General features: G+C 72.2%; 19 protein-coding genes and 1 pseudogene. 12 read left to right on the top strand and 8 right to left on the bottom strand.

All coding sequences use genetic code 11. The annotated features are described in order from the left end of the window. Positions 1-904: hypothetical protein (locus E1292_RS40385; RefSeq protein WP_132604124.1), on the bottom strand; the 904-nt coding region annotated here is incomplete at its 3' end. Between the two features lie 176 nt (positions 905-1,080). Here E1292_RS40385 and E1292_RS40390 point away from each other — a divergent pair. The 9 genes and pseudogenes from E1292_RS40390 to E1292_RS40425 all read left to right on the top strand — a co-directional run bounded on the left by E1292_RS40390 (position 1,081) and on the right by E1292_RS40425 (position 10,861). After that, a complete protein-coding gene (locus tag E1292_RS40390) occupies positions 1,081-3,201 on the top strand; it encodes a fibronectin type III domain-containing protein (protein ID WP_132604127.1) in 2,121 nt (706 codons plus the stop codon). A gap of 13 nt (positions 3,202-3,214) precedes the next feature. Next, positions 3,215-4,246, top strand: coding sequence for an AAA family ATPase (locus E1292_RS40395; protein WP_220447303.1), 1,032 nt, complete (start codon positions 3,215-3,217; stop codon positions 4,244-4,246). Positions 4,247-4,255: 9 nt separating this feature from the next. Then, positions 4,256-5,335, top strand: a complete 1,080-nt coding sequence (locus E1292_RS40400; protein ID WP_132604130.1) for a DUF58 domain-containing protein — start codon at positions 4,256-4,258, stop codon at positions 5,333-5,335. After that, entirely contained in the window at positions 5,332-7,461 is a 2,130-nt protein-coding gene (locus E1292_RS40405) for a transglutaminase TgpA family protein (protein WP_132604133.1), read from the top strand. The genes E1292_RS40400 and E1292_RS40405 overlap by 4 nt, the downstream gene beginning before the upstream one ends. 106 nt (positions 7,462-7,567) lie before the next feature. Beyond that, a pseudogene (locus E1292_RS55555) lies at positions 7,568-7,798 on the top strand (sigma factor); the annotation flags it as partial. Positions 7,799-7,976: 178 nt separating this feature from the next. Further along, a complete protein-coding gene (locus E1292_RS55560) occupies positions 7,977-8,144 on the top strand; it encodes a sigma factor-like helix-turn-helix DNA-binding protein (RefSeq protein WP_342775759.1) in 168 nt (55 codons plus the stop codon). A gap of 454 nt (positions 8,145-8,598) precedes the next feature. Beyond that, the gene (locus E1292_RS55565) at positions 8,599-9,378 is read left to right on the top strand and encodes a hypothetical protein (protein ID WP_342775758.1); all 780 of its coding nucleotides are present in this window, start codon (positions 8,599-8,601) and stop codon (positions 9,376-9,378) included. Then, a complete protein-coding gene (locus E1292_RS40420) occupies positions 9,300-9,818 on the top strand; it encodes a hypothetical protein (RefSeq protein ID WP_132604139.1) in 519 nt (172 codons plus the stop codon). Before E1292_RS55565 ends, E1292_RS40420 begins: the two co-directional genes overlap by 79 nt. A 248-nt stretch (positions 9,819-10,066) precedes the next feature. Further along, entirely contained in the window at positions 10,067-10,861 is a 795-nt protein-coding gene (locus E1292_RS40425; RefSeq protein WP_132604142.1) for a Clp protease N-terminal domain-containing protein, read from the top strand. A 138-nt stretch (positions 10,862-10,999) separates the two neighbouring features. Here E1292_RS40425 and E1292_RS40430 read toward each other — a convergent pair whose 3' ends face one another. Genes E1292_RS40430 through E1292_RS40440 form a run of 3 tightly spaced genes read right to left on the bottom strand, consistent with a single transcriptional unit; the run spans position 11,000 to position 13,498 of the window. Further along, entirely contained in the window at positions 11,000-12,118 is a 1,119-nt protein-coding gene (locus tag E1292_RS40430; RefSeq protein WP_181958371.1) for a magnesium and cobalt transport protein CorA, read from the bottom strand. Positions 12,119-12,132: 14 nt separating this feature from the next. Beyond that, positions 12,133-12,606, bottom strand: coding sequence for a nuclear transport factor 2 family protein (locus E1292_RS40435; RefSeq protein WP_132604145.1), 474 nt, complete (start codon positions 12,604-12,606; stop codon positions 12,133-12,135). 7 nt (positions 12,607-12,613) lie between these two features. Next, on the bottom strand, positions 12,614-13,498 hold the full coding sequence (locus tag E1292_RS40440; RefSeq protein WP_246090671.1) for an amidohydrolase family protein: 885 nt from the start codon (positions 13,496-13,498) through the stop codon (positions 12,614-12,616). Between the two features lie 34 nt (positions 13,499-13,532). Between E1292_RS40440 and E1292_RS40445 the strand changes: the two genes are divergently transcribed. Together E1292_RS40445 and E1292_RS40450 are read left to right on the top strand one after the other, a co-directional pair. Then, complete coding sequence (locus E1292_RS40445) at positions 13,533-14,231, top strand: M50 family metallopeptidase (RefSeq protein WP_132604148.1); 699 nt, start codon at positions 13,533-13,535, stop codon at positions 14,229-14,231. Positions 14,232-14,285: 54 nt separating this feature from the next. Beyond that, entirely contained in the window at positions 14,286-15,776 is a 1,491-nt protein-coding gene (locus tag E1292_RS40450) for a serine/threonine-protein kinase (RefSeq protein WP_132604151.1), read from the top strand. Here E1292_RS40450 and E1292_RS40455 read toward each other — a convergent pair. Continuing rightward, the gene (locus E1292_RS40455) at positions 15,765-17,939 is read right to left on the bottom strand and encodes a thiamine pyrophosphate-dependent enzyme (protein ID WP_165974994.1); all 2,175 of its coding nucleotides are present in this window, start codon (positions 17,937-17,939) and stop codon (positions 15,765-15,767) included. The genes E1292_RS40450 and E1292_RS40455 overlap by 12 nt on opposite strands. A gap of 242 nt (positions 17,940-18,181) precedes the next feature. On the opposite strand from E1292_RS40455, the gene E1292_RS40460 reads away from it, so the two are divergent. Continuing rightward, complete coding sequence (locus E1292_RS40460; protein WP_132604157.1) at positions 18,182-19,522, top strand: hypothetical protein; 1,341 nt, start codon at positions 18,182-18,184, stop codon at positions 19,520-19,522. Positions 19,523-19,584: 62 nt separating this feature from the next. On the opposite strand, the gene E1292_RS40465 is transcribed toward E1292_RS40460, so the two are convergent. The 3 genes from E1292_RS40465 to E1292_RS40475 form a co-directional block, all read right to left on the bottom strand. Further along, entirely contained in the window at positions 19,585-20,439 is an 855-nt protein-coding gene (locus tag E1292_RS40465; protein ID WP_132604160.1) for an ABC transporter permease, read from the bottom strand. 2 nt (positions 20,440-20,441) lie between these two features. Further along, positions 20,442-21,419: an ATP-binding cassette domain-containing protein gene (locus E1292_RS40470; protein ID WP_132604163.1), complete on the bottom strand. Its 978-nt coding sequence runs from the start codon at positions 21,417-21,419 to the stop codon at positions 20,442-20,444. Continuing rightward, the coding region (locus E1292_RS40475) for a PadR family transcriptional regulator (protein ID WP_132604166.1) at positions 21,420-21,876 on the bottom strand (457 nt) is incomplete at its 5' end.

Raw genomic sequence — 21,876 nt, forward strand, 5'->3', positions numbered from 1 at the left:
GGGGAGTGGGCTGGGCGGGCGCCGGCCGCGGCGCCTCGTCGACGGCGCGGGCGATGGCGGCGGGATCGTGCCAGGGCGCGGGCGCGTCGAAGACGAACCCGTCGAGCACGGCCGCCAGCCGCTCCCTGGAGGCGGTCTGCGCGAACGTGCGCCACGTCTCGGTCGGCAGCAGCGTCAGGTTGCGCGTGGTGCCGGCGGAGTCGGCCAGCCGCCCGGCGGCCCGGCGCGAGGCGTCGCTGTAGGCGTAGATCGCCGCGCGCAGGTCGGTGCAGACCCGGTCGAGCTCCGGCCAGCGGGTCAGGATCGTGCCGTGCAGGCCCTGCGCACGCCGCGCGATCTCCTCGGTGCCCCACAGCTTGGGCGCCTGCTCGCGCAGCTCCTCGATGGTGCCCATGGTGAGCGTGATCAGCTCCAGCGCCCACAGCCGGAACGCCCGCGTCAGGTTGACCGCGCTCTGCCTGGCCTCCTCCATCGTGGTGCGCGGGTCGGCGACGTTGAGGTCTTCGAGCGCCAGCAGCCGGTGCATCTCCGACTGGCCGCCGTCGTCCATCATCCGCCGGATGAACATCAGCCCGACCACGCTGGTGAACGACGCCCGATAACGCAGCTGGTTGGGCTTGGGGAACACCTCGCGGATCGCCCCGAGCCCCTTGAGCACCCGCAGCCGGTTGTCGAACTGGTCGGTGGGGTAGGCGCGGCAGGCGAAGCGCATCTGCTCGTGGGTCAGCCACTCCTCGCCCGCCTCGGCGAACGCGGCGAACAACGTCTCGGCGATGTCGACCAGCGCCGGGTCGTCGACCACCGCCCCGCTGTCGCGGGCCAGCGCGGCGAACATGCGGCGGTAGGTCGACAGGACGGCCTCGTCGGTGAGGACGGCGTCGAGGGTCAGAGGCTGTTCTGGCACGGGGACTAAGGTACGGCTTCGCACCGACACTCTCCGCCGTCTCCTGGCGAACCCATGCCCGTACCAGCGAGTACATACGCACAAGCGACGGCTGAGCGCTAAGGTGATGCCCGGTAAGGCGGGGGCAAAACGCTCTGTAACTGTGCATACGGGGTGAGTTAGCGGTGCGGACGCGCATGCTCCGAGGTGATCGAGGCACGGCGGTGATCGCCTCCGTGGTGGCCACGTGCCTGGTCGCGGCGGCGGCGTGGTTCGGCGTGGGCGTGTCCAGCGCCAACCCCAAGCTGGCCGACGTCGGCGCGTGGCTCTGGACCAAGGCCAAGGGCAGGATCGTGCACGTCAACGGCCTGTCCGGAGAGGTCGACGGCTATCTCGACGACAAGGCGGGCCGTCAGCTCCGCGTCGTGCAGGACGGCGGCGACGTGCTGCTCGTCGACGACAGCACCGGATACGTCAGCCGCGTCGAGCCCAGCCAGCTCAGCGTCGCCCAAACCCGCGACTTCGGCGCGGCCGGGCTGCAGCTTGCCGTGTCCGGCACGGCGGGGTACGCCGTGGACCCGGCCTCGGGCCGGATCCAGCAGATCGACCCGGCCACGCTCAACTCCGTCGGTGCCCCCATCACCCTGCCTGGGCCGCTCGGGCCTGCCCGCATCGACGGCGGCGGCCGGCTGTGGGTGCCGGTGACCGCCAAGGGCGAGGTGGTGCCGGTGTCGCAGGGCGTCGCGGCGAGCCCGCTCAAGGTCGGCGAGCCGGGCGAGGAGCTGTCGGTCACGATCGCCGGCGGCCTGCCCGTCGTGGTCAACACCCGGGCCGCCACCGCCACGATCATCGGCTCGGACGGCGGCGTGGGCGAGATCGTCCTGCCCAAGGACGTGACCAGGGCCGCCAGGGGAGGCGCCCTCACCCCCGCCAGAACCGAGGGCCCGCTGGTGCCGGTGCTCTCGGCTGCCGACACGGGGCTGCTCGTGGTGATCGACACCGCGTCCAACTCGGTGCTCAGCACCAAGTTCGCCACCGACGACCCCGCCAAGCTCGGGGTGCCGCAGATGCTCGGCTCCAAGGTGTACGTGCCCGACGAGAGCACCGGCGGTCTGATCGTCTGGGACAGCGCCGCAGGGGGACAGCCCACCGCGCTGCAGGTGGCCGAGAGGCCCGGCCCGGTGGACGTGTTCGTCAAGGACGGCCTGCTCTGGGCCAACGACGAGAACGGCGACAAGGCCGTCGTCATCGACCCCGAGGGCCGTGAACACGCCATCGACAAGGACGACTCCGACGTGCCCGGGCCGACCAGCACGCCCAGGCCGAAGACGCCGCGTCCCGAGCCGACGCGCAGTGACACCCGCCCCGACCCGGTCGAGGAGACCGGCGCCGACCCCCGCCCCACGCGGACGCGGGAGGAGCGGCCCACGTCCGGCCCGACGCGCGAGCCCACGAGAAGGCCCACGCCCACCTCGACCAGAAGTCCGAGCCCCGAGCCCGCGCCCAGCGCGCCGTCCGCGCCCGGCGCGGTGAGCGCCAGGTCGGGCCCCGGCAAGGTGACGGTGAGCTTCAGCCCGTCCACCGGCGGCAAGGTCGAGCGGTACACGCTGAGGGCGTCGGGCGGCGGCTCCGTCCCCGAATCCGTGGACGCCGATGGGCCCTACCGGTTCGAGTTCACCGGTGGCGACTGCGCGGACGAGTACACGTTCGTGGTGGTCGCGCACTGGGAGGGCGGCGAGGTCGAGTCGGAGCCGAGCGCGGGGATCAAGCCGTGCGTGGCGCCCGGCTCGCCGTCCGGGTTCACCGCCAAGGCCAGGAACCGGGGCGCCCAGCTCAGCTGGACCGCGCCCGCGAACGCCGGTGAGGGCGTCACCTACGAGCTGACCGGCGCCGAGACCGCCCGCGTCACCGGCACGTCGCACACCGTCGACGGGCTGAAGAACAACCGGAAGCACACGTTCAAGCTCAAGGCCAGGAACGCGGCGGGGGAGAGCCCGGACGTGGTCACGACCGAGGTGGACCTGGCGTACCCGAAACATTCCTACAAGAACGCCAACAACGACCAGACCAACTCGAAGATCAATTCGTGTCCTACGGGCGATTGCCAGATCGGGAAGATCGAGAAGGGCAAATACCTCAACCTCACGGTGATCTGCCAGGTCAAGGGCAAGTCGGTGCGCGAGGACCAGACCGGGGAGACCAGTGACATCTGGGACAGGATCGAGTGGAACGGGGGCACTGCCTACATCAGCGACACCCTGATGGCCACGCCGCGCGGCGGGTTCCCGGCCGCGCCGCTCTACGAGTGCACCGACTGAGAAGGGGACTCAGTTGACCCAGTACAACCACCCGGACCACTTCGAGCAGACGGTGCAGCCGTACCAGCAGCAGCCGCAGCCGCCGCAGCAACCGGCCCAGCTGGCCGGCCAGTTCGCCCAGCGCTTCCAACTGCTCGCCGCCAACATCGAGCGCATCATCCGCGGCAAGCACGAGGTCATCGAGCTGGCCCTGATCTGCCTGTTCTCCGAGGGGCACCTGCTCGTCGAGGACGTGCCGGGCACCGGCAAGACCACGCTCGCCCGGTCCGTCGCGGCCAGCGTGGACGCCGAGTGGCGGCGCATCCAGTTCACTCCCGACCTGCTGCCGAGCGACATCACCGGCGTGTCGATCTTCAACCAGGCCCACCAGAAGTTCGAGTTCCACCACGGGCCCGTCTTCGCGAACATCGTGCTCGCCGACGAGATCAACCGGGCCTCGCCGAAGACCCAGGCCGCGCTGCTGGAGGTCATGGAGGAGCGCAGGGTCACGGTGGACGCCGAGCCGCATCCGGTGCCCCGGCCGTTCCTGGTGGTGGCCACGCAGAACCCCGTCGACATGGACGGCACGTACCCGCTGCCCGAGGCCCAGCTCGACCGGTTCCTGATGAAGATCTCCGTCGGCTACCCCGACCACGTCTCCGAGGTCGAGGTGCTCAAGGGCATGCCGACCGGGCCGCAGGTCGAGCGGCTGCCCATGGTGGCGCGGGCGTCGGACGTGTCCGGGATGATCGACTTCGCCTCGCGCATCCACGTGGCCGACCCCGTCTACGACTACATCGTGGCGGTGTGCGCCGCCACCCGGACCAGCCCGCACGTGCGGCTCGGCGCCAGCCCCCGGGGCAGTCTCGCGCTGCTGCGCGCGGCGAGGGTCAAGGCCGCCGCCGCCGGACGCCACTTTGTCGTCCCCGAGGACGTCAAGGCGCTGGCCGTACCGGTGCTCGCGCACCGCCTGATCCTCACGCCCGAGGCGGAACTGCGCGAGGTCACCACAGCGGCGGCGCTCGGCGAGATCCTCGCCGGGATGCCGGTGCCGCAGGCGGCGTAGGTGCCGGCCGTGCTCACCCCGCTGGGCTGGGGCACGCTCGCCGGGTCCGTCGTGTTGTACGTGGCGGGGTTCGCGCTCGGCTACCTGGAGCCCGTCGTGCTCGCCACCGGAGGGCTGCTCGCGCTGGGCGCCGCGCTCGCCTGGACCGCTCCGCGCCCCAGGCTGGCGATCAGCCGCGAGGTCACGCCGCTCAAGGTGCCGCGCGGGGACGCCGCCGTGGTCGTGCTGAACGTGCGCAACCTCGGCCGCCGCGGCCTGTCCGGGCTGCGCGCGCAGGACCGCATCGGCGCGTCGGAGCACACGATCGACCTGCCCAGGCTGCCCAGGAACGCCGGGCGCACGGTCTCGTACCCGCTGCCCACGGACGTCCGCGGCGAGATCCCGGTGGGCCCGCTGCGCCTCGTGCGCGCCGACCCGTTCGGCCTCACGCGCCGCGTCAGGGAGTACGGCCGGCCCGCCACCCTCCTCGTCCGCCCGCGCACCGTCCCGCTCCCCGTCCCGCCGTCCGGCAGGGCGCACCACCTGGAAGGCCCCGCGGGCGACAACGCGCCCAGCGGCACCGTCACCTTCCACACCCTGCGCGAGTACGTCGTCGGCGACGACCTGCGCCACATCCACTGGCGCTCCAGCGCCCGCACCGGGACCCTCATGGTCCGCCGGCTCATCGACGCCGGCCTGCCCACCACCACGGTGGTGCTCGACACGCGCGGACTCACGGAGCCGGCCGTCGACGCGGCCGCGTCCGTCGCGCTGGCCGCCGCCCAGGCCGGTTTCCCCGTACGCGTCCTCACCGGCGACGGCCCCCTGCTGGACGTGAAGGCCGGCCCGGAGACGGTCCTGGACCGGCTCGCCCTCGTCCAGGCGGGCACGGCGGGGGTCACGGAGACGATCCGCGTGGCGCGCGGCGGAGGCTCCCTTGTGCTCGTCACCGCTGACCCGTCGGAGGCGGCCCGCGCGGCCGGGGTGCGGCGCCGCTTCGACCGCGTCATCTGCGTGTACGCGGGCCAGGGGCCTGTGAGCGTCCTCGGCGTCACGGTCGTGCCGATGTCGTCGCTGGACGCGCTCCCGTACGCGTGGGGGTCGCGATGAGCCGCCACCGCGGCACCGCACCACCACCGACCGGCTCATCGACCGGCTCATCGACCGGCTCATCGACCGGCTCACCGGGTGGCGTTGCGGGGTGGCGGCGGCTGGCCGGGCTGGTGCTGGTGGCGGCCGTCGCGGGCGTCGCCGGGTGGGGGTTCCACCGGGTCTTCCCCGGCGCCGCACTCCTCATGGCCGTCGTGCCCGCCGCGCTCGCGCCGCCCGCCGTGGCGGCGCTCACCGGCAGGCGTCCCCTGTGGCTGGCCCTGGCGATCGACCTGGTCCTGTGGTTCGCCGGCGCCGTCCTCCTGTACGGCGGCCCGCAGCCGGCCCTGTTCGCCGACGTGGCGAACGCGTGGCACGCCCTGCTCACCACCCTCCTGCCCGCCCAGCCGGAGCCTCGGCTGCTGGTGCTGGTCCACACGCTGGTGTGGGCGGCGGCCACCGTCGGCGCCGAGACGCTGGCCCGCACCAGGACCAGGATCGCCGCCGCCGTCCCCGCCCTCGTCGTGTACGGCGTCGCGCTCCTCCTGGGCGTCGACGGCGCCGGATCGAACCTGCCGGTCGCGGCGGCGCTCCTCGTGCTCATCGCGGCGCTGGCCCTCGTCCGCGAGAACCGCCCGGCGGCCTGGCTCCTGGGCGGCGTTCCCGCCGCCGCGGCGCTGGCCGCCCTGGCGCTGGTCGCGGGCCCGCTGCTGCCCGTGCCCGCGCACCCGTACAACCCTCGGGAGGACGCCGACCTGCCGCCGCCCGTACGCGTGGACAGCGTCAGCCCGCTCGACCGGGTCTCGGCGTGGCTGCAGATCCCCGACAGGGAGCTGTTCACCGTCAAGGCGGATCAGCCGCTCAACTGGCGGCTGGCCGTGCTCGACCGGTACGACGGCGTACGGTGGACCTCCGGCGCGCGCTTCCAGCCGACGGGCGGCCGGGTGCCGGAGGGGGAGTGGACGGGCCGGGCGGACGTCGTGCGCCAGACCGTGACCTTCGGCGGGCTGACGGGCAGTTGGCTGCCGGCCGCCGAGCGGCCCGAGGAGGTGGGCGGGGTGCGCGGGCTGGCGGTCGACCCGGACAGCGGCGCGCTGCTGGCCGCCGCCGCGCCCGGCAAGGGGTTCAGCTACGAGGTGACCTCGCGGGTGGCCAGGCCCGCCAAGCAGGACCTGCTGGACGCCACCCCGGCGGACGACGCGAGCCTGACCGCGTTCCCCGAAGGGCCGCAGCGCCTGTTGTTCCGCGGGCTCGCGGAGGAGGCGACCGAGGGCGTCGACACGCCGATCAGGCAGGCGTACCGGCTCCAGACCTACCTGCGGACCAACGCCTCCTACGACGTCACCGCTCCTCCGGGGCACTCGCTCAAGGGGCTCGAGTTCTTCCTGCGGACCACGCACAGGGGGACGTCGGAGCAGTTCGCGGCCACGTTCGCGCTCATGGCCAGGACGCTCGGCCTGCCGTCGCGGGTGGTCGTGGGGTTCCGGCCGGGAGAGAAGTCCGGCGGTGTTTATCACGTTAAATCAGGACACGTGGTGGCGTGGGCGGAGATCAAGTTCGAGGGGCTCGGCTGGCGCCCGTTCTACCCCACGCCGGGCCGCAGCGGAGCCGAGGACGACCACGAGGTCGTCTCCTCGGCCATCGAGGAGAGCGAGGCGCTGGCGGGCGAGCTGTCCCAGGGCGGGAGCGACCGGCCAGGGACGTCCCAGCCGCAGCCCGCGGGCGAGGGCGAGCGACCGCCGAGCGGCCCGGACCCGTGGCTGGTCACGGCGGCGGCCGGTGGCGGGCTGCTGGTCGTGTACGCGGCCGTGGCGGCGGTCCTGCCGTGGTGGCGCAGGCGCAGCCGCCGCAGGGCGGAGGGGCCCGGCCCGCGGGTGCTCGGCGCGTGGCGGCAGGCGTGCGACGACCTGGGGTCGAGAGGGGAGCGCGCGCTGACGGCCGAAGACGTCGTCACCCGCCATTCAGCGGAAATATCCACGCATCTTCGCCCCCTGGCCGAGATCTCGAACTACGTCCGGTACGCCCCCGACGGCGTCACCGACGCCGCCGCCACCGCGGCCTGGCAACGCAGCGACGCCATCCGCAGAGCCGTCCGCGCCGGCACCCCGCTCACCACCCGCCTGCGTAACCGCCTCCTCCTGCGATGATCCCCGTCTGACAACCGCCGGGCCCCTCCCGGGGCAGCGCGCCCGTGAAAGCAGAACGGTGTGTCGGGTGATAACAGATGACGACTGACACACCGGAAGGGTGCACATGACGGGGGAGACCATCCTGACGCCGGTGCCCTGGGCGGCCGCACGCCCGCCACGAGTGCTGGACGACGCCGCGGCGTTCGCGGCGGTGTTCGACGCCCACTTCGCGGAGATCCACACCTACGTGGCCCAACGGCTCGGCGCCGACCACGCGGACGACATCGTCGCCGAGACGTTCCTCACCGCGTTCCGCAAGCGCGACCGCTACGACCCGTCGAGAGCGGGCGTGCGCGCCTGGCTGTACGGCATCGCCACCAACCTCATCGGCAAGCACCGCCGCCTCGAGGCCCGCACCCTGCGCGCCCTCGGCCGCTGCGGCCCCGACATGGACACCCCCGGGCACAAGGACTCGGTGGCCGTCCGGGTCAGCGCCCAGAGCCTGCGGCCCGAGCTCGCCGCCGCCCTGGCCGATGGACCGGCGCGACCGCGACGTGCTGCTGCTGGTCGCGCTCGCCGGCCTGAGCCACGACGCAATCGCCTCCGCGCTCGGCATCCCGTACGGCACCGTCGGCTCCCGCCTGAACCGGGCGAGGAAGAAGCTGCGGGCGCTGCTCGGGGAGGTGCTCGTCCATGGATGAGCTGGCACGCGTGCGCGACCTGTACGGCGAGCCGCGTCCGGGGCCGCACGACCAGGCCAGGGTGTGGCGGCGGGTGCGGGCCGGCCGGCGGCGCAGCCGGCTGCCGTGGCTGGCGGTCCCCGCCGTCGCGGCGGCCCTCGCGCTCGTCCTCGTCATGAACGGGACCCCGGAGTTCGTCATGAACGGGACGCCGGAGCGCCGGATCGACGGCCGCGCGGGGGCGCGCCGGCGAGGCGTTCTCGTTCGACCTGCCCTCCGGCGTCGAGCGGACCCTGATCATCGACCCGGTCACCTCGCAGGTGCTGTCCTGCTCGGACGGCGGCCCCGGCGGACGCTCCGAGCTCGTGCTCGGCGCGGGCTGGACCGACCGGGGGCCGGACCACCTCCCCTAGCCTTCCCCGCATTCATCGGCGCGGCGCGCGGGTCCCGCGCGCCCTCTCACAGGAGCCACGACGTGTTCCGGCGTGCCCGCACCACGTCAGGCAGGACCATCTGCCTGAGCGACCAGTTTCCCGTGATCAAGGTGGAGGAGGTGATGCGCGGGCTGGTCAGGTTCGCCGGGCAGCCGGCCGTCGACCTCGGCACGGACGTCGACTGGACCGCGAACCCGCACGGCAACCGCTCGTGGGCGCTGAACCTGCACACGCTGCGCTGGCTGGGCCGCCTGGTCGCCGAGTACGAGCGGACGGGCGAGCCCTCCCACCTCGACCGCGCCCGCGCCCTGGCCGCCCGCTGGTTGTGGGACTCCCTGGCCGCGCACGGTGAGCTCCTGGCCGACCCCGCGCTCTACCGCGAGGGCCACAACCACGGCCTGGACCAGGACATCGCGCTGCTGGTCGTCGGCTGCCGGCTCGGTCGAGCCCGGTGGCGGGACCTCGCCGTGCGCAGGATGACCGCCTCGGCAGAACTGGCCATCGACGCGCAGGGCGTGCTGCACGAGCAGGCCCCCGCTACGGCCTGTACGTGCACCGCAGGCTCGGCGTGGCCCTGCGGGCGATCCGCGGTAGCGGCACGGAGCCGCTCGGACGGCTGGTCGCCAGGCGGGCGGCGCTGGAGGCGTAGATCGCGCACGCCACCCAGCCCGACGGCCGCCTCGTCCCGATCGGCGACGGGCCCGCCGACGTGCGCGCGGACGGCTTCCCCCATGAGGGGCCGGTGGTGCTCGAGCTGGCCGACGACGCCTACGGGGTGCGCAGGACCCGGCGCGTCCTCGTCAACCACGGTCCTGACCTGATGGCCGTGCACGACTCCGTGCCGTCGGGCACCCTGCGCAGCCTGTGGCACTTCGACCCCTCGCTCAGGCTCGTGTCCCGGCGGGAGGGGACGATCGTGCTCGGTGACGGGGACTTCCATGTGACGCTGCTGCAGTTCCCCGGCGCCGGTCAGGCGGTGCGTCCTGGCCTGATCTCGCCCGGCCACCTGCGCACGTCGGAGGTCGTCACCGTGCTGTCCCCCGAGGCGGCCCGCGTGCTGACCGTGATCGTGCCCGGCGCCGCCGAGCCGCCGCTGTCGTGCTCCGACGGCTCGCTGACCGTGCGCACACCGGGTGGCCCCGTGACCCTTCGGGCGCCGTACGGCCGGTCACTGCAGGACCCGCTGACGAGCACCGTCGCCTCGACCCACCGGCGGCGCCGACGATTTCCGTCATCCGGCGGTGCGGAGCGTGACGGGTGATATACCATGAGTGCGCGATCGCAGGTCAAAGACCCCCGAAAGTCGACGAAGGCCATCAGGCGCTCTCCATGCTCAGGCCCGCGGCCCGCGGCTTCTTCGCCCGGCACCGGATCGCCCACGACTCGGGCTCACCCTCACGCGGGGGTGAGCCCGCTGCGCGTTCTGCCCCCTGGCGTTGGGCGGCCGGTCGGAGAAGTCCCGCATGATCGGGCATTGGCATAGCACCCCCTTGGGGTTATAGTGGGGTCATGCCTAAGATCAATGTCTACCTACCGGACGAGCTCGCCGAGGCCGTCAAGCAAGCCGGCGTCCCGGTGTCGGCGATCTGCCAGCGCGCCCTGGAGCAGGCGGTGCGCCGGGTGACCGCCATCAGGGAGATGGCCCTGGTCCCCCAAGACCTCGACGAGCCGACCGGAGCGCTGGCTCACCTCACTCCCAGGACCCGCGTCGTGGTGGTCAAGCTGGCCCAGGAGGCGGCCAGGGCCGACGGGGCCACCAGCGTCGGCACCGAGCACCTGCTCGCCGGCATGCTGAGCGAGGGCGCCAACCTGGCGCTGCACGTGCTGCGCGCCATGGACATCGACCCCGAGCAGGTCGGGCGCGACCTGTCCCGCCACCGGCAGGCCCAGCGGCCTGAGGGAGCCACGGCCACGGACGGCGACGCGCCGCTGGCCCTGAGCACCGAGGCCGCCAACGCCCTGGACTTCACCGTCACCGAGGCCACCTCCCTCGGCCACAACTACGTCGGCTGCGAGCACCTCCTGCTCGGCCTCGTCGCCGAGCCCGACGGGATCGCCGGCCAGGTCCTGCGCGGGCTGGGCGCCGAGCCCCGGCTCACCCGGCGCGCGGTGGTGGCGGCCCTGGCCGGATACGTCCACCTGCGCGCCGAGGCCCAGGCCCCCGCCGCGCAGGGCGGAGCGAGCGCGCAAGGAGCGGCCGGGGCCGCCGTGCAGGCGAGGCTGGCGGCCGCGATCCGTCAGGAGCTCCAGCCGTTCGTCCAGCGCCTCGAACGCCTGGAAGAACGCCTCGGCCAGGACTCCTGAGGGCCGTCCGTGAACGGCGCAGGGCGCAGGCGGGCGCTGGTCGCGTGGCGCGTCACCATCGTCGGCGTGATCGTGGTCGGCCTGGTGGTCGCGGCGACGTGGTGAGCCGGCGCCGCACGGATCCGGCCCGCGCAGGGGTCAGAGCCAGTCGCGGCGCTTGAAGACGGTGTAGAGCACCAGGCAGACCACCGCCATGAGCAGGATGGCGAACGGGTAGCCGAACGCCCAGTGGGTCTCGGGCATGAAGTCGAAGTTCATCCCGTAAATGGTGCCGACCAGGGTCGGCGCGAAGAGGATGGCGGCCCAGGCGGAGATCTTCTTGACCTCCTCGCCCTGCCTGATGCTCGCCTCCGTCATCCGCGCCATCTCCTCGTTCTGCGCCTGCGTGACGAGCGTCGAGTTGACGATGAGGATGTTCTGCAACATCTGCCGGAAGGACGAGATGCGCTCCGCCACCGTGATCGCGTGGTCGGCCACGTCACGCAGATAGCTCTCGAGCTCGCTGGTCACCCCGTATTTCGCCGCCCCCGCGATGAACCCGTGGATCATCCCGACCAGCGGCGCCGTGGCCCGCTGGAACTCGATCACCTCGCCCGACAGCTCGTAGACGCGGCGGGAGACCGAGGGGTCGCCGCCGAAGACCTGGACCTCGATCTCCTCGATGTCCTTCTGCAGCCCGGCCACCACCGGCGCGTAGCCGTCGACGACGGCGTCGAGGATGGCGTAGAGCACGGCCTGCGGGCCCTGCCGCAGCAAGGCGGGGTCCGACTCCATGCGCCGGCGCACACCGTGCAGGTCGGGCGCCTCCGCGTGGCGTACGGTGATCACGAAGTTGGGGCCGACGAAGAGGTGCAGCTCCCCGAACGCGACCTCCTCCACGTCGTCGAGGTAGCGTGCGGCCCGCAGCACCACGAACAGCGTGTCGCCGTAGCGGTCGGCCTTGGGCCGCTGGGAGCCGACGATGGCGTCCTCCAGCGCCAGCTCGTGCAGCTGGAACTCCTCGCCGAGCTTGACCAGCTCCCATTCCTTCGGCCGGTAGAGGCCGATCCAGGCCATGCTGCCCGGCTCCTGCTTGAGGCGTTCGAAGGCGTCGGCGAGCGAGCCAGGGTTGTCGACGCGCTCGCCGTCGCGGTAGATCGCGTTGTCGATGACGGTCGGCCGGTAGGGCGGCTCCTCCGAGGCGCGCGGGTCCATGGAGAGCTCGGGCGCCTCCTCGCGCGCGTCCGTGCCGCGCCTGAACCCTCTGACCCTGGCCATGCCCCTCCCAACGGTTACGCGGGCCGGAACTCGTCGAGCTGCTGCGCCGCCCGGTCCCTGATGGACTTGCGCCACATGGGCGTCCAGCCGAACAGCAGCCCGTGCGGCCTGCCGAGCGCCATCTTCGACCAGCGCCTGAAGTCGAAGTCGTCGTGGTGGCGGACGATCAGGCCGTCCTCGAACCTGAACAGCGCGTCGATCTCGTTGACGACCTCGCGTCCCGTGCGCGAGAACGTGTAGCGGGCCGTCCAGTGCGCGGTGCCGCTGTGGTCGTCCGCCGTCACGTCGCAGTAGGCGGACTTCAGCCCGTCGCGGACGCCGAGCTGCAGCCGCCACATCCGCATGACCCTTTCGCGCCCCTCCACCTCCTGGAAGATGGGGTCGCCGAAACTGACCTCCGGGTGGTAGCAGCTCTCCATGGCCGCGAAGTCCGCCCGCCCCAGAGCGTCGTAGAAGGCGCTGATGAGCGCCACGTGCCGATCGTTCACTTTCCTATCAGATCATGTCCGCGCCGTTGTCCCAGCACACGGCCCTGAGCCAGGCGTCGCCGAGGCCGAGCCGGGCGAGCGCGTCGAGCTGGTGCGCGTAGGCGTACGGGATGGTCGGGAAGTCACTGCCGAGCACCACCTTCCCCGCGAGGCCGAGGTCAAGCAGCGCGGGCCGCAGCCGGGCGGGGAACGGCATGCCGCGCTCGGCGAAGTCGGTGAACGCCATCGTGGTGTCCAGCGCGACCCGTTCGTAACGTGCGGCCAGCTCGAAGAACGGGTCGTACTCAGGCATCCCCAGGTGCGCGATCACCAGCCGGAGCGCGGGATGGCGGCGCAGCACCCGGCCGATCGGCTCCGCGCCGACGTGACCTCCGGGGACGGGCACCGAGCTGGCGTGCGTCACCACCGGCACCCCGGCCTCCGCGAGCAGCCCCCACACCTCGTCCAGTTCTTCGCTCCGCGGGTCGAACCCGCCGACCTGCAGGTGCACCTTGAAGATCCGGGCGCCGTCCGCGAGCGCCCGGCGCACGTAGTCCACGACTCCAGGCTCGGGGTAGAAGGTCGCGGACGGGAGGCATTCCGGTGTACGGCGGGCGAAGTCGAGGGTCCAGGCGTTGAGATCGGCGGCCATATCCGTTTTGTGGGCGTAGGCCAGGGCGGGGAACGTGCGTACGCCCATCTCCCTGAGCCGCGCCAGGCGCTCCTCCACCGGCCACTCGTACTCGATCTTCCAGCCGTCGCCCACCAGCGGGCCGCCGTGGCGGAAGTGGTGCCAGACCCGCCGCTGCATACGTTCGGGCAGGAAGTGAACGTGCAGGTCGATCAGGCCGGGCAGGCCGAGGCCCCGCCACCAGTCCGGCACCTCCGCGTCAGAATGTCGTTCTGTGGCCACGGGAAGGACTTTACCTGGATAGGGTTCTCCCTCGATGGACAAGTTCTGGGCCCACCTGATCGAGGTTCAGCCTGACCCCGACCCCTGGGTCGTGGGGGTCTCGGCTCTCGCCGCGCTCGTGCTCGTCGGCTTCCGCCTGCCCTGGCAGGTTTCCAGAGGCCTGATCACGATCGCCCACGAGGGCGGCCACGCGCTGATGGCGCTGGCCACCCGGCGCAAGCTCGAAGGCATCCGCCTGCACTCCGACACCTCGGGCGTCACCCTGACCAGGGGCAGGCCCACCGGTCCCGGCATGGTGCTGACCGCGCTGGCCGGCTATCTCGCGCCCTCGCTGCTGGGCCTGGCCGCGGCGTGGCTGACCGAGCAGGGCCGCATCACGCTGCTGATCTGGGTCGTGCTGCTGTTCCTGGTCTGCATGCTGCTGCTCATCCGCAACCTGTACGGCGCCCTGATCCTGCTGGCCACCGGCGGCGCGGTGTTCGCCCTGATCATGTATGCTCCGGCCGAGGTGCAGCAGGTCGTGGCCCTGGTGGCGGTGTGGTTCCTGCTGTTCGGCGGCATCCGGCCGATCATCGAGCTGCAGCGCAAGCGGCACCGGCGCCAGGCCCGTGACTCCGACGCCGACCAGCTGGCCAGGCTGACGATCCTGCCGGGCGGCTTCTACGTGTTCTTCTTCCTGCTGGTGTCGCTCGCCTCGGTGGCTTTCGCCGCATACTTCATGAATCCTCTCTAGGTTCGCATTCCCCCACTAAACTCGCCTGCGAGCTCCGTGACAGGGGGGAGTGCCGTGCTGCCAGTCGAGGACGCACCGGGCTACCGCGTGCTCGATGAGGCGGGCCGGGGCGGGTTCGCCGTCGTCTACCGCGCCTACCAGGAGCGCCTCGACCGGATCGTGGCGCTCAAGGTGCTCTCCGTCGACCGGGTCGACCAGCGCACCATGCGCCGGTTCCAGCGGGAACTGCAGCTGACCGGCCGCCTGACCGGCCACCCCAACGTCGTGACCGTCTTCGACACCGGTGTGACCCGCTCCGGCAAACCGTACATCGCGATGGACTTCTTCGAGCACGGCTCGCTGCGCGACAAGGTCCGCCGCGAGGGCCCGCTGCCCGTGCAGGACACGCTGCGCGCGGGCGTCAAGCTGGCCGGCGCGCTGGCCGCCGTGCACGAGGCCGGCGTCCTGCACGGCGACATCAAGCCGCAGAACATCCTCATCTCCCGGTACGGCGAGCCCGCCGTCGCCGACTTCGGCGTGGCCAGGGTCGTCGACAACGCGGAGATCTCGGCCACCGCGCAGGCGTTCACCCCGCTGCACGCCGCCCCCGAGGTGCTCACCGGCGCCCCCCACTCCGTCTCGACCGACATCTACTCGCTCGGCTCGACCCTCTACCACCTGCTGGCCGGCCAGCCCGCCTTCCACAACGCGACGGACCCGTCGATCGCGCCGCTGATGTACCGCGTGCTCAGCGTCGAGCCGCCGCCCCTCAACCGCGCCGACGTGCCGCCGCCGGTCTTCGAGACGATCCTGCGGGCGATGTGCAAACACCCCGAGGCCCGGTACGCCTCCGCGCGGGAGTTCGCGCGGACGTTGCAGGAGGTGCAGGGGGAGCTGGGCCTGCCGGTGACGGACCTGGTGGGCCAGGATCCGGGGCCGGGGTCGGCGGTGTCGACGGTGTCCACGGTGTCCACGGTGTCCACGGTGTTCTACCCCCGCCACGACCCGCACGCGACCGGGCCGGCCGGCCCGGTCGCGACCGGTGGGCCGGCGCCCCGCGGGCCAGGCGTCCCGGCCGGATCGTCGCGGCCGCCGAGAAACCTGGTGATCGGTGCCGGGATCGCCGTCATCGCGGCCGGCGGCACGGCGCTGGCGGTGCACCTGTCGCTCGAGCAGAGCCCGCCCCCGCGCACGACCACCCAGCCGCCGGCCTCCCAGCGGGGCACCGGCGAGCCCGAGCCCATCGACGAGCGGGACGTGGCGGCGCTGGCCCCGCGTGCCCTGAAGGTGACGGCGGATCAGGGCGCGCTGGTGAAGCTGCGGTGGGCGCTGCCCGCCGGCGCCCGCCGCTATCCCGTCGTGCTGCAACGTTCCCCGGTGAAAGAGGGCGAGCAGCGCATCACCGCGCTCGCCCAGGGAGCCACCTCGGCCCGTGTCGCGGGCCTCGACCCCGACACCGGCTACTGCTTCGTCGTCGGCGTGCCCCTGCGCATCTCGGAGTCGTCGACCGTGGCCTGGTCGAAGCCCATGTGCATCAGGGGCGCGGTGGCGCGCTCAACCGAGTAGCTTGCGCGCCGCCTGCTCGATCTCCTCCTCCGACAGCAGCACGTGGTCGGCCGCCCCGCCCAGCGGGATGAAGCTGTCGGATGAGGTGACCCGGGCGATCGACCCGGTGAACCCGGCGTCGAGCAACTCGGTCACGACGCCCTCCGACACGCCTCCCGAGTGCCGGGTCTCGTCGGCGATCAGCACGTTGCCGGTCAGCTCCGCGGCCCGCAGCAGGTCCTCCATCGGCAGCGGCGCCAGCCAGCGCAGGTCGAGCACGCGGCAGCCGTAGCCCTCCTGGGTGAGCCGCACCGCGGCGCGCAGGCTCATCCGCACCCCGTTGCCGAACGTCACGATCGTCAGGTCGCGCCCGTCGCCGTAGGAGCGGGCACGCCCGATGGGGACGTGCGTCTCGGCCCAGCGACCGGGCGGCGCGTAGGGCGCCAGCCAGCCTCCGTCGCCCTGCTCGAACAGGTCACGCGTGTGGTAGAGCGCGATCGGCTCCAGGTAGACGCAGACCGACCCGGACGTGCGGGCCGCCGCCAGGCAGGTGCGCAGCATGGCCGAGGCGTCGTCGGGGCGCGACGGCGAGGCGATGACCAGCCCTGGGATGTCGCGCAGCGCCGCCACCGCGTTGTCGTTGTGGAAGTGGCCGCCGAACCCCTTCTGGTAGGCGTAGCCGGCCACCCGCACCACCATCGGGTTGGTGTAGTTGGCGCGCGAGAAGAACGACAGCGTGGCCGCCTCCCCGCGGATCTGGTCGAGCGCGTTGTGCAGGTAGGCGAGGTACTGGATCTCGGGCACCGGCAGCAGCCCCGACACGCCCGAGCCGAGCGCCAGCCCCAGGATGGCCTGCTCGTCGAGCAGCGTGTCGAACACCCGCCCGGGCCCGAACCGCTTCTGCAACCCCCTGGTCACGCCGTAGACGCCGCCCTTCTTGGCGACGTCCTCACCGAACACCGTCATCTCCGGATAGACGCTCAGCGCGTCGGCGAGCGTGCGGTTGATGGACTGGCAGAGCGTAAGCGGCTGCTCGTTCTCCGGCAGCGACCCGGCGAACGCCTTCTCCCTGGCCTCGCCGGTGGCCGCCACCGGGCTGATCCTGGCGATCAGCTCGGGGTCGCGGGGCGCGATCGGCCCCATGACCTCGCGGGCCGAGCCGAGCCGCGGGCTGCGCGTCGTCTCCATCGCCATCCGCAGCACGTGCTCGCGCGCGGACTCGTACATGGTGAGCAGCCCTTCCGGGGTCTCCAGCCCGGCCTCGACGAGCAGCGCCGCCGTCCGCAGCACCGGGTCGCGCGCGAGGTCGGCCTTGATCTCGCGCTGCGTGCGGTAGGCCGCCTCGACGTCGGAGCCGGCGTGCCCCATGAGCCGCACGGTCGACAGGTGCAGGAAGGCGGGGGAGCGGTGCTCGCGTACGTGCTCGGCGGCGCGGACGGCCACGTCGTAGGCCTGTGCCAGGTCGCAGCCGTCGGCGGCGAAGTATTCGATGCCCGGGCGCCGCGCGGCCGCCTCGACCCACCCCTTGGGGGTGCGGACGCTGATGCCGATGCCGTTGTCCTCGCACACGAACAGGAGGGGCAGCGCCTGCCCCTGGTAGGTCGCGTAGGAGGCGGTGTTGAAGCCGGACAGGGCGCTGGCGTGGTTGATCGAGGCGTCGCCGAAGCTGCAGACGGCGACCGCGTCCTCCGGCCAGGCCGACCTGACGCCGAGCGCCCGCGCCCGCTCGATCGCGAACGCCACGCCGACGGCCCTGGGCACGTGGCTGGCGATCGTCGAGGTCTGCGGGATGACGGCCAGGTCGGGATGGCCGAACACCTTGTGCCTGCCGCCCGCGATCGGCTCGTCGGCCGCCGCGGTCAGGCCCATCAGCACGTCGCGGATGCCCTGCTCGGGCAGCCGCCCGGCCTGCTCCGACCTGGTGAGGTAGAAGGCGCCGGAGCGGTAGTGGAGCAGTGCGGGGTCGCCGGGCCGCAGGGCGGCGGCGACGGCCGCGTTGCCCTCGTGACCGGCGGAGCCGATCGTGTAGTAGCCCTCGTCCTGCGCGCGCAGCCAGCGGGCGGCGACGTCGAGCAGCCGGCTGTCGAGCTGGCGGCGGAACAGGGTGCGGCACCGCTCGCCGGTCATGGCGACGCCGTCGCGGACCGGCTGCCCGGGATCTCGGGCGGGGCCCGCCTCAAGCATCGCAACGGCCTGGGTGAAATGAGTCTCAACTGTGTCGCGCGCCACAGCTCGATTATGTCTTTGTTCGGCGCCGCCGTCTGCCGGACGCCGGTGACATGTTGTGGAGCGGTCCCTTTGACCCCAACTTATGACTGTTTGTCAGAATGCCCAACCTTCCCGTTCGCGAGCACGTCTACTGGGGTGACACACGTGGCACCCTCAATGCCGCGTTGGACCAATGGGGTCTCCAGAAAGGAACCCGCATGTTACAACGCATCCGTGTAGCCGCCCTCGCCACCGTGCTGGCCGCCGGGACGGTCGTCTCGGCGTCCACCGCCGCGACGGCGGCCCAGGCCCCCGCCATCGTCAGGGTGAGCATCGACCCCGGCCCTCCGATCGATGTCTCCAAGGGCGCGGTCAAGGCCACGTTCAGCTTCTACACCAAGGGCGCGGAGAAGGCCGCGTTCACGGTCAAGGCGCCCGGCGACGTCAGCGTCGACACGCCCGTCACCCTGACGCCGGCCAAGCGTGGAAACTGGACGAAGTGGACCGGCACGAAGTCCTTCGACGCCGGCAACGTCGGCAAGTGGGGCTGGAGAGCCTCCGCCACCGGCGACGGCGACGCGTCCCGCAGCGGGACGTTCGAGGTCGTCAAGAAACTGCTCGACACCAAGATCGCCAACTTCGGCGCCCGCCCCGACCGGGTGGACAAGGGCGACCGGATCAGGGTCTCCGGCCGGCTCCTCGCCGACGGCGAGGCCTACTCCGGCCAGTCCGTCGCGATCACCTTCCGTGAGCGCGGCACGGACGCCTACCGCGAGGTCGCCAAGGTGCGGACCGGCCGCGGTGGCTGGTTCAGCGCCCGCGTCCGCGTCGACGCCACCGGCTGGTGGCGCGCCCAGTTCGCGGCGACGTCCGCGGCCGAGGCGTCCGTCAGCGACTCCGACCGGGTCGACGTCAGGCGCTCCAGGCTCGACAGCCGGATCTCCCGCTTCGACGCCCGTCCCGAGCCCGTGGAGCAGGGCGACAGGCTCCGCTTCTCCGGCTCCCTGCGGATCGAGGACCGCGCTCGCGTGTCCGGCGAGCGGGTGGAGATCTTCTTCAAGGCCGCCGGCTCTGACCGGTGGACGTACGTCACGAGCGACAGGACCAGCCGCCACGGCCGCTTCTACGCCTCCGCCACCGCGCGGAGCTCGGGCTGGTGGCGCGCTGAGTACGACGGCGCCCGCGGCGTCAAGGGCACGGCCAGCCGTCCGGACTGGGTGACCGTCAAGCCGCCGCCCGAGAAGGCGGACACGCGGCTGATCAGGGTCAACGCGTACCCAGAGCCGGTCAAGCGCGGCTCCCACCTGAGGATCAGGGGCCTGCTGCAGATCGACGACGAAGGCTCCTGGGAGGGGTACCAGGGCCGGGTGTCGCTGTACTTCAGGCCGCTGGGCTCGCGCTCGTGGCAGTACGTGAAGACGACCTGGTCCAGCGACAGCGGCCGCCTCTACACCAAGGCCAAGGCCTGGCGGTCGGGTCACTGGAGGTTCGTCTTCCGCGGTGACGACGACGCCTACGGCGACACCAGCGGCTCGGACTACGTCCGCGTCAGACGGTGACCGCCTGACACCTGACACGACGAGGCCCGGGGCGCACCGCCCCGGGCCTCGTCGCTCCCGGTCTACTCGGCCCGCCTGAACTGGGCGATGCCCACGCCGAGCAGCGCCGCTCCGAGCGCGGCCACGACGCCCAGCTCCAGCAGCACCGGCACCTGCCGGCCGAACCACGTCACCCCCGGGTTCAGCACCGCGTTCACGTGGGCCGGCACGTCCAGATGCGAGAAGACCGCCTGCCGCATCGGATCCACCGCGTACGTCATCGGGTTGACCACGGTCAGCACGTGCAGCCACGAGGGCAGGTTGGCCAGCGGGAACATCGCCCCCGACAGGAACATCATCGGCATGATCGCCATCTGCATCAGCCCGAAGAACGTCTGCATGTTCTTCATCCGGGCGGCCAGCATCACCCCGAAGGCGGTGATCGTGAACGCCGCCAGGAACATCTCCGCCAGCAGCGTGAGGAGCAGCGTGGGGGAGTAGGGGACGCCCACCAGCCCCGCCATGGCGAGGATGACGACGCCCTGCCCGGTGGCCACGATGGCGCCGCCCAGGCACTTGCCCACCACGATCGCGCCGCGCGACACGGGCGCGACGAGCATCTCCCTGAGGAACCCGAACTCGCGGTCCCACACGATGGACCCGGCGGAGAACATGCCCGTCATGATCACGGTCATGGAGATCATGCCGGGATACATGAACGTGCGGTAGTCGACCCCGGGGATCGAGCCCTGCACCAGCGAGCCCAGACCCGTGCCCATGACGAACAACCACAACACGGGCTGCATGAGCATCGACAACATGCGGGTGCGGTCGTTGACGAACCGCAACATCTCCCGGTGGAGCACGATCTTGACGGCCCGGAGGTCGTGACCGGCGCTGCGGGCCGGCACCCGGACACCGATGGTCTCTGTCGCCATGACTACCGCCTCGCCATCGCACGCATCCACGCCATGGTGTCGCCGCCGGCCTCGGCGTCGCGGATCGTGGAGCCGGTGTAGGACATGAACACGTCGTCGAGCGACGGCCGGGAGACGCTCACCGACCGGATCGGCATGCCGAGCTCGGCGAACAACCGGGGCACGAACGCCTCGCCCGCCGGCACGGCGAACGTCACCGCGCCCTCGCGCACGGCCGCCTCCAGCCCGAACCGCTCCCGCAGCGCCTCGATCGCCGCGGTGTCGTCGGCGGTCTGGATCTGCACGCGGTCCTCACCGACGCTGGCCTTGAGCGCCTCGGGCGAGTCGATGACGACGATCTCGCCGTGGTCGATGATCGCGATCCTGTCGCAGTATTCGGCCTCGTCCATGTAGTGCGTGGTCATGAAGATGGTGATGTCCTCCATGAGCCGTAACTGGTTGATGTAGCCCCAGATGGCCGAGCGGGTCTGCGGGTCGAGGCCGACGGTCGGCTCGTCCAGGAACAAGACCCGTGGCGAGTGCAGCAGCCCCCTGGCGATCTCCAGCCGCCGCTTCATGCCGCCGGAGAACGTCATCACCTTGGCGTCCCTGCGGTCCCACAGCGCCACCATCTCCATCACCTGCCGGATCCGGTCGCCGACCAGGCGCTTCGGCACGCCGTACAGCTCCGCGTGGAACCGCAGGTTCTGCTCGGCGCTCAGGTAGCCGTCGAGGGTGGGGTCCTGGAAGACCAGGCCGATGTTCCTGCGCACCTCGTCGCGTTCCCGCACCACGTCGTGCCCCGCGACCGTGGCGCCGCCGCCGGTCGGGTTCACCAGGGTGCAGAGCATGCTGATGGTGGTGGTCTTGCCGGCGCCGTTGGGGCCGAGGAAGCCGAACACCTCGCCGGGGCGCACCTCGAAGTCCACGCCTTTGACGGCGTCGACCTTGCCGTACGACTTCCGCAGCCCCTGCACGGCCACCGCCGCGTTCTCATCCATTCAGCCCTCCGCGAGGATGTGGAAGATGGACCTACGGGTCTGCTTGATCAGCTTCTTGGCCTCCGCCACCTGCCGGTCGCTGCCCGTCCTGGCCAGGTGGGAGAAGGCCTCGTTGAGCTGGGCCCAGAGCAGGCGCAGCTCGTGGTGGCCGGCCGGCACGGTGCGGGCGACCTCCTCCCACGGCGCCTCGCCGGCGTGCCGGGCGGCCTGCGCGCGCCCCTGCTCGGTCACCCGGTACGTTCGGCTCCCGCCCGCTTCGTCCGCCGCCACCAGCCCCTCGTCCTCGAGCTGCTGGAGCGCCGGGTAGACCGACCCGGGGCTGGGCCGCCACACGCCGCGGCTGCGCTCCTCGATGTCCTGGATCATCTGGTAGCCGTTCCGCTGCCCCTCGTGGAGGAGGGCGAGCAGGGCCGCCCTGACGTCGCCCCTGCGGACCCTCGGCGGGGGCGTCTCCCAC

Source organism: Nonomuraea deserti, from assembly GCF_004348685.1.
GTDB classification, from domain to species: domain Bacteria; phylum Actinomycetota; class Actinomycetes; order Streptosporangiales; family Streptosporangiaceae; genus Nonomuraea; species Nonomuraea deserti.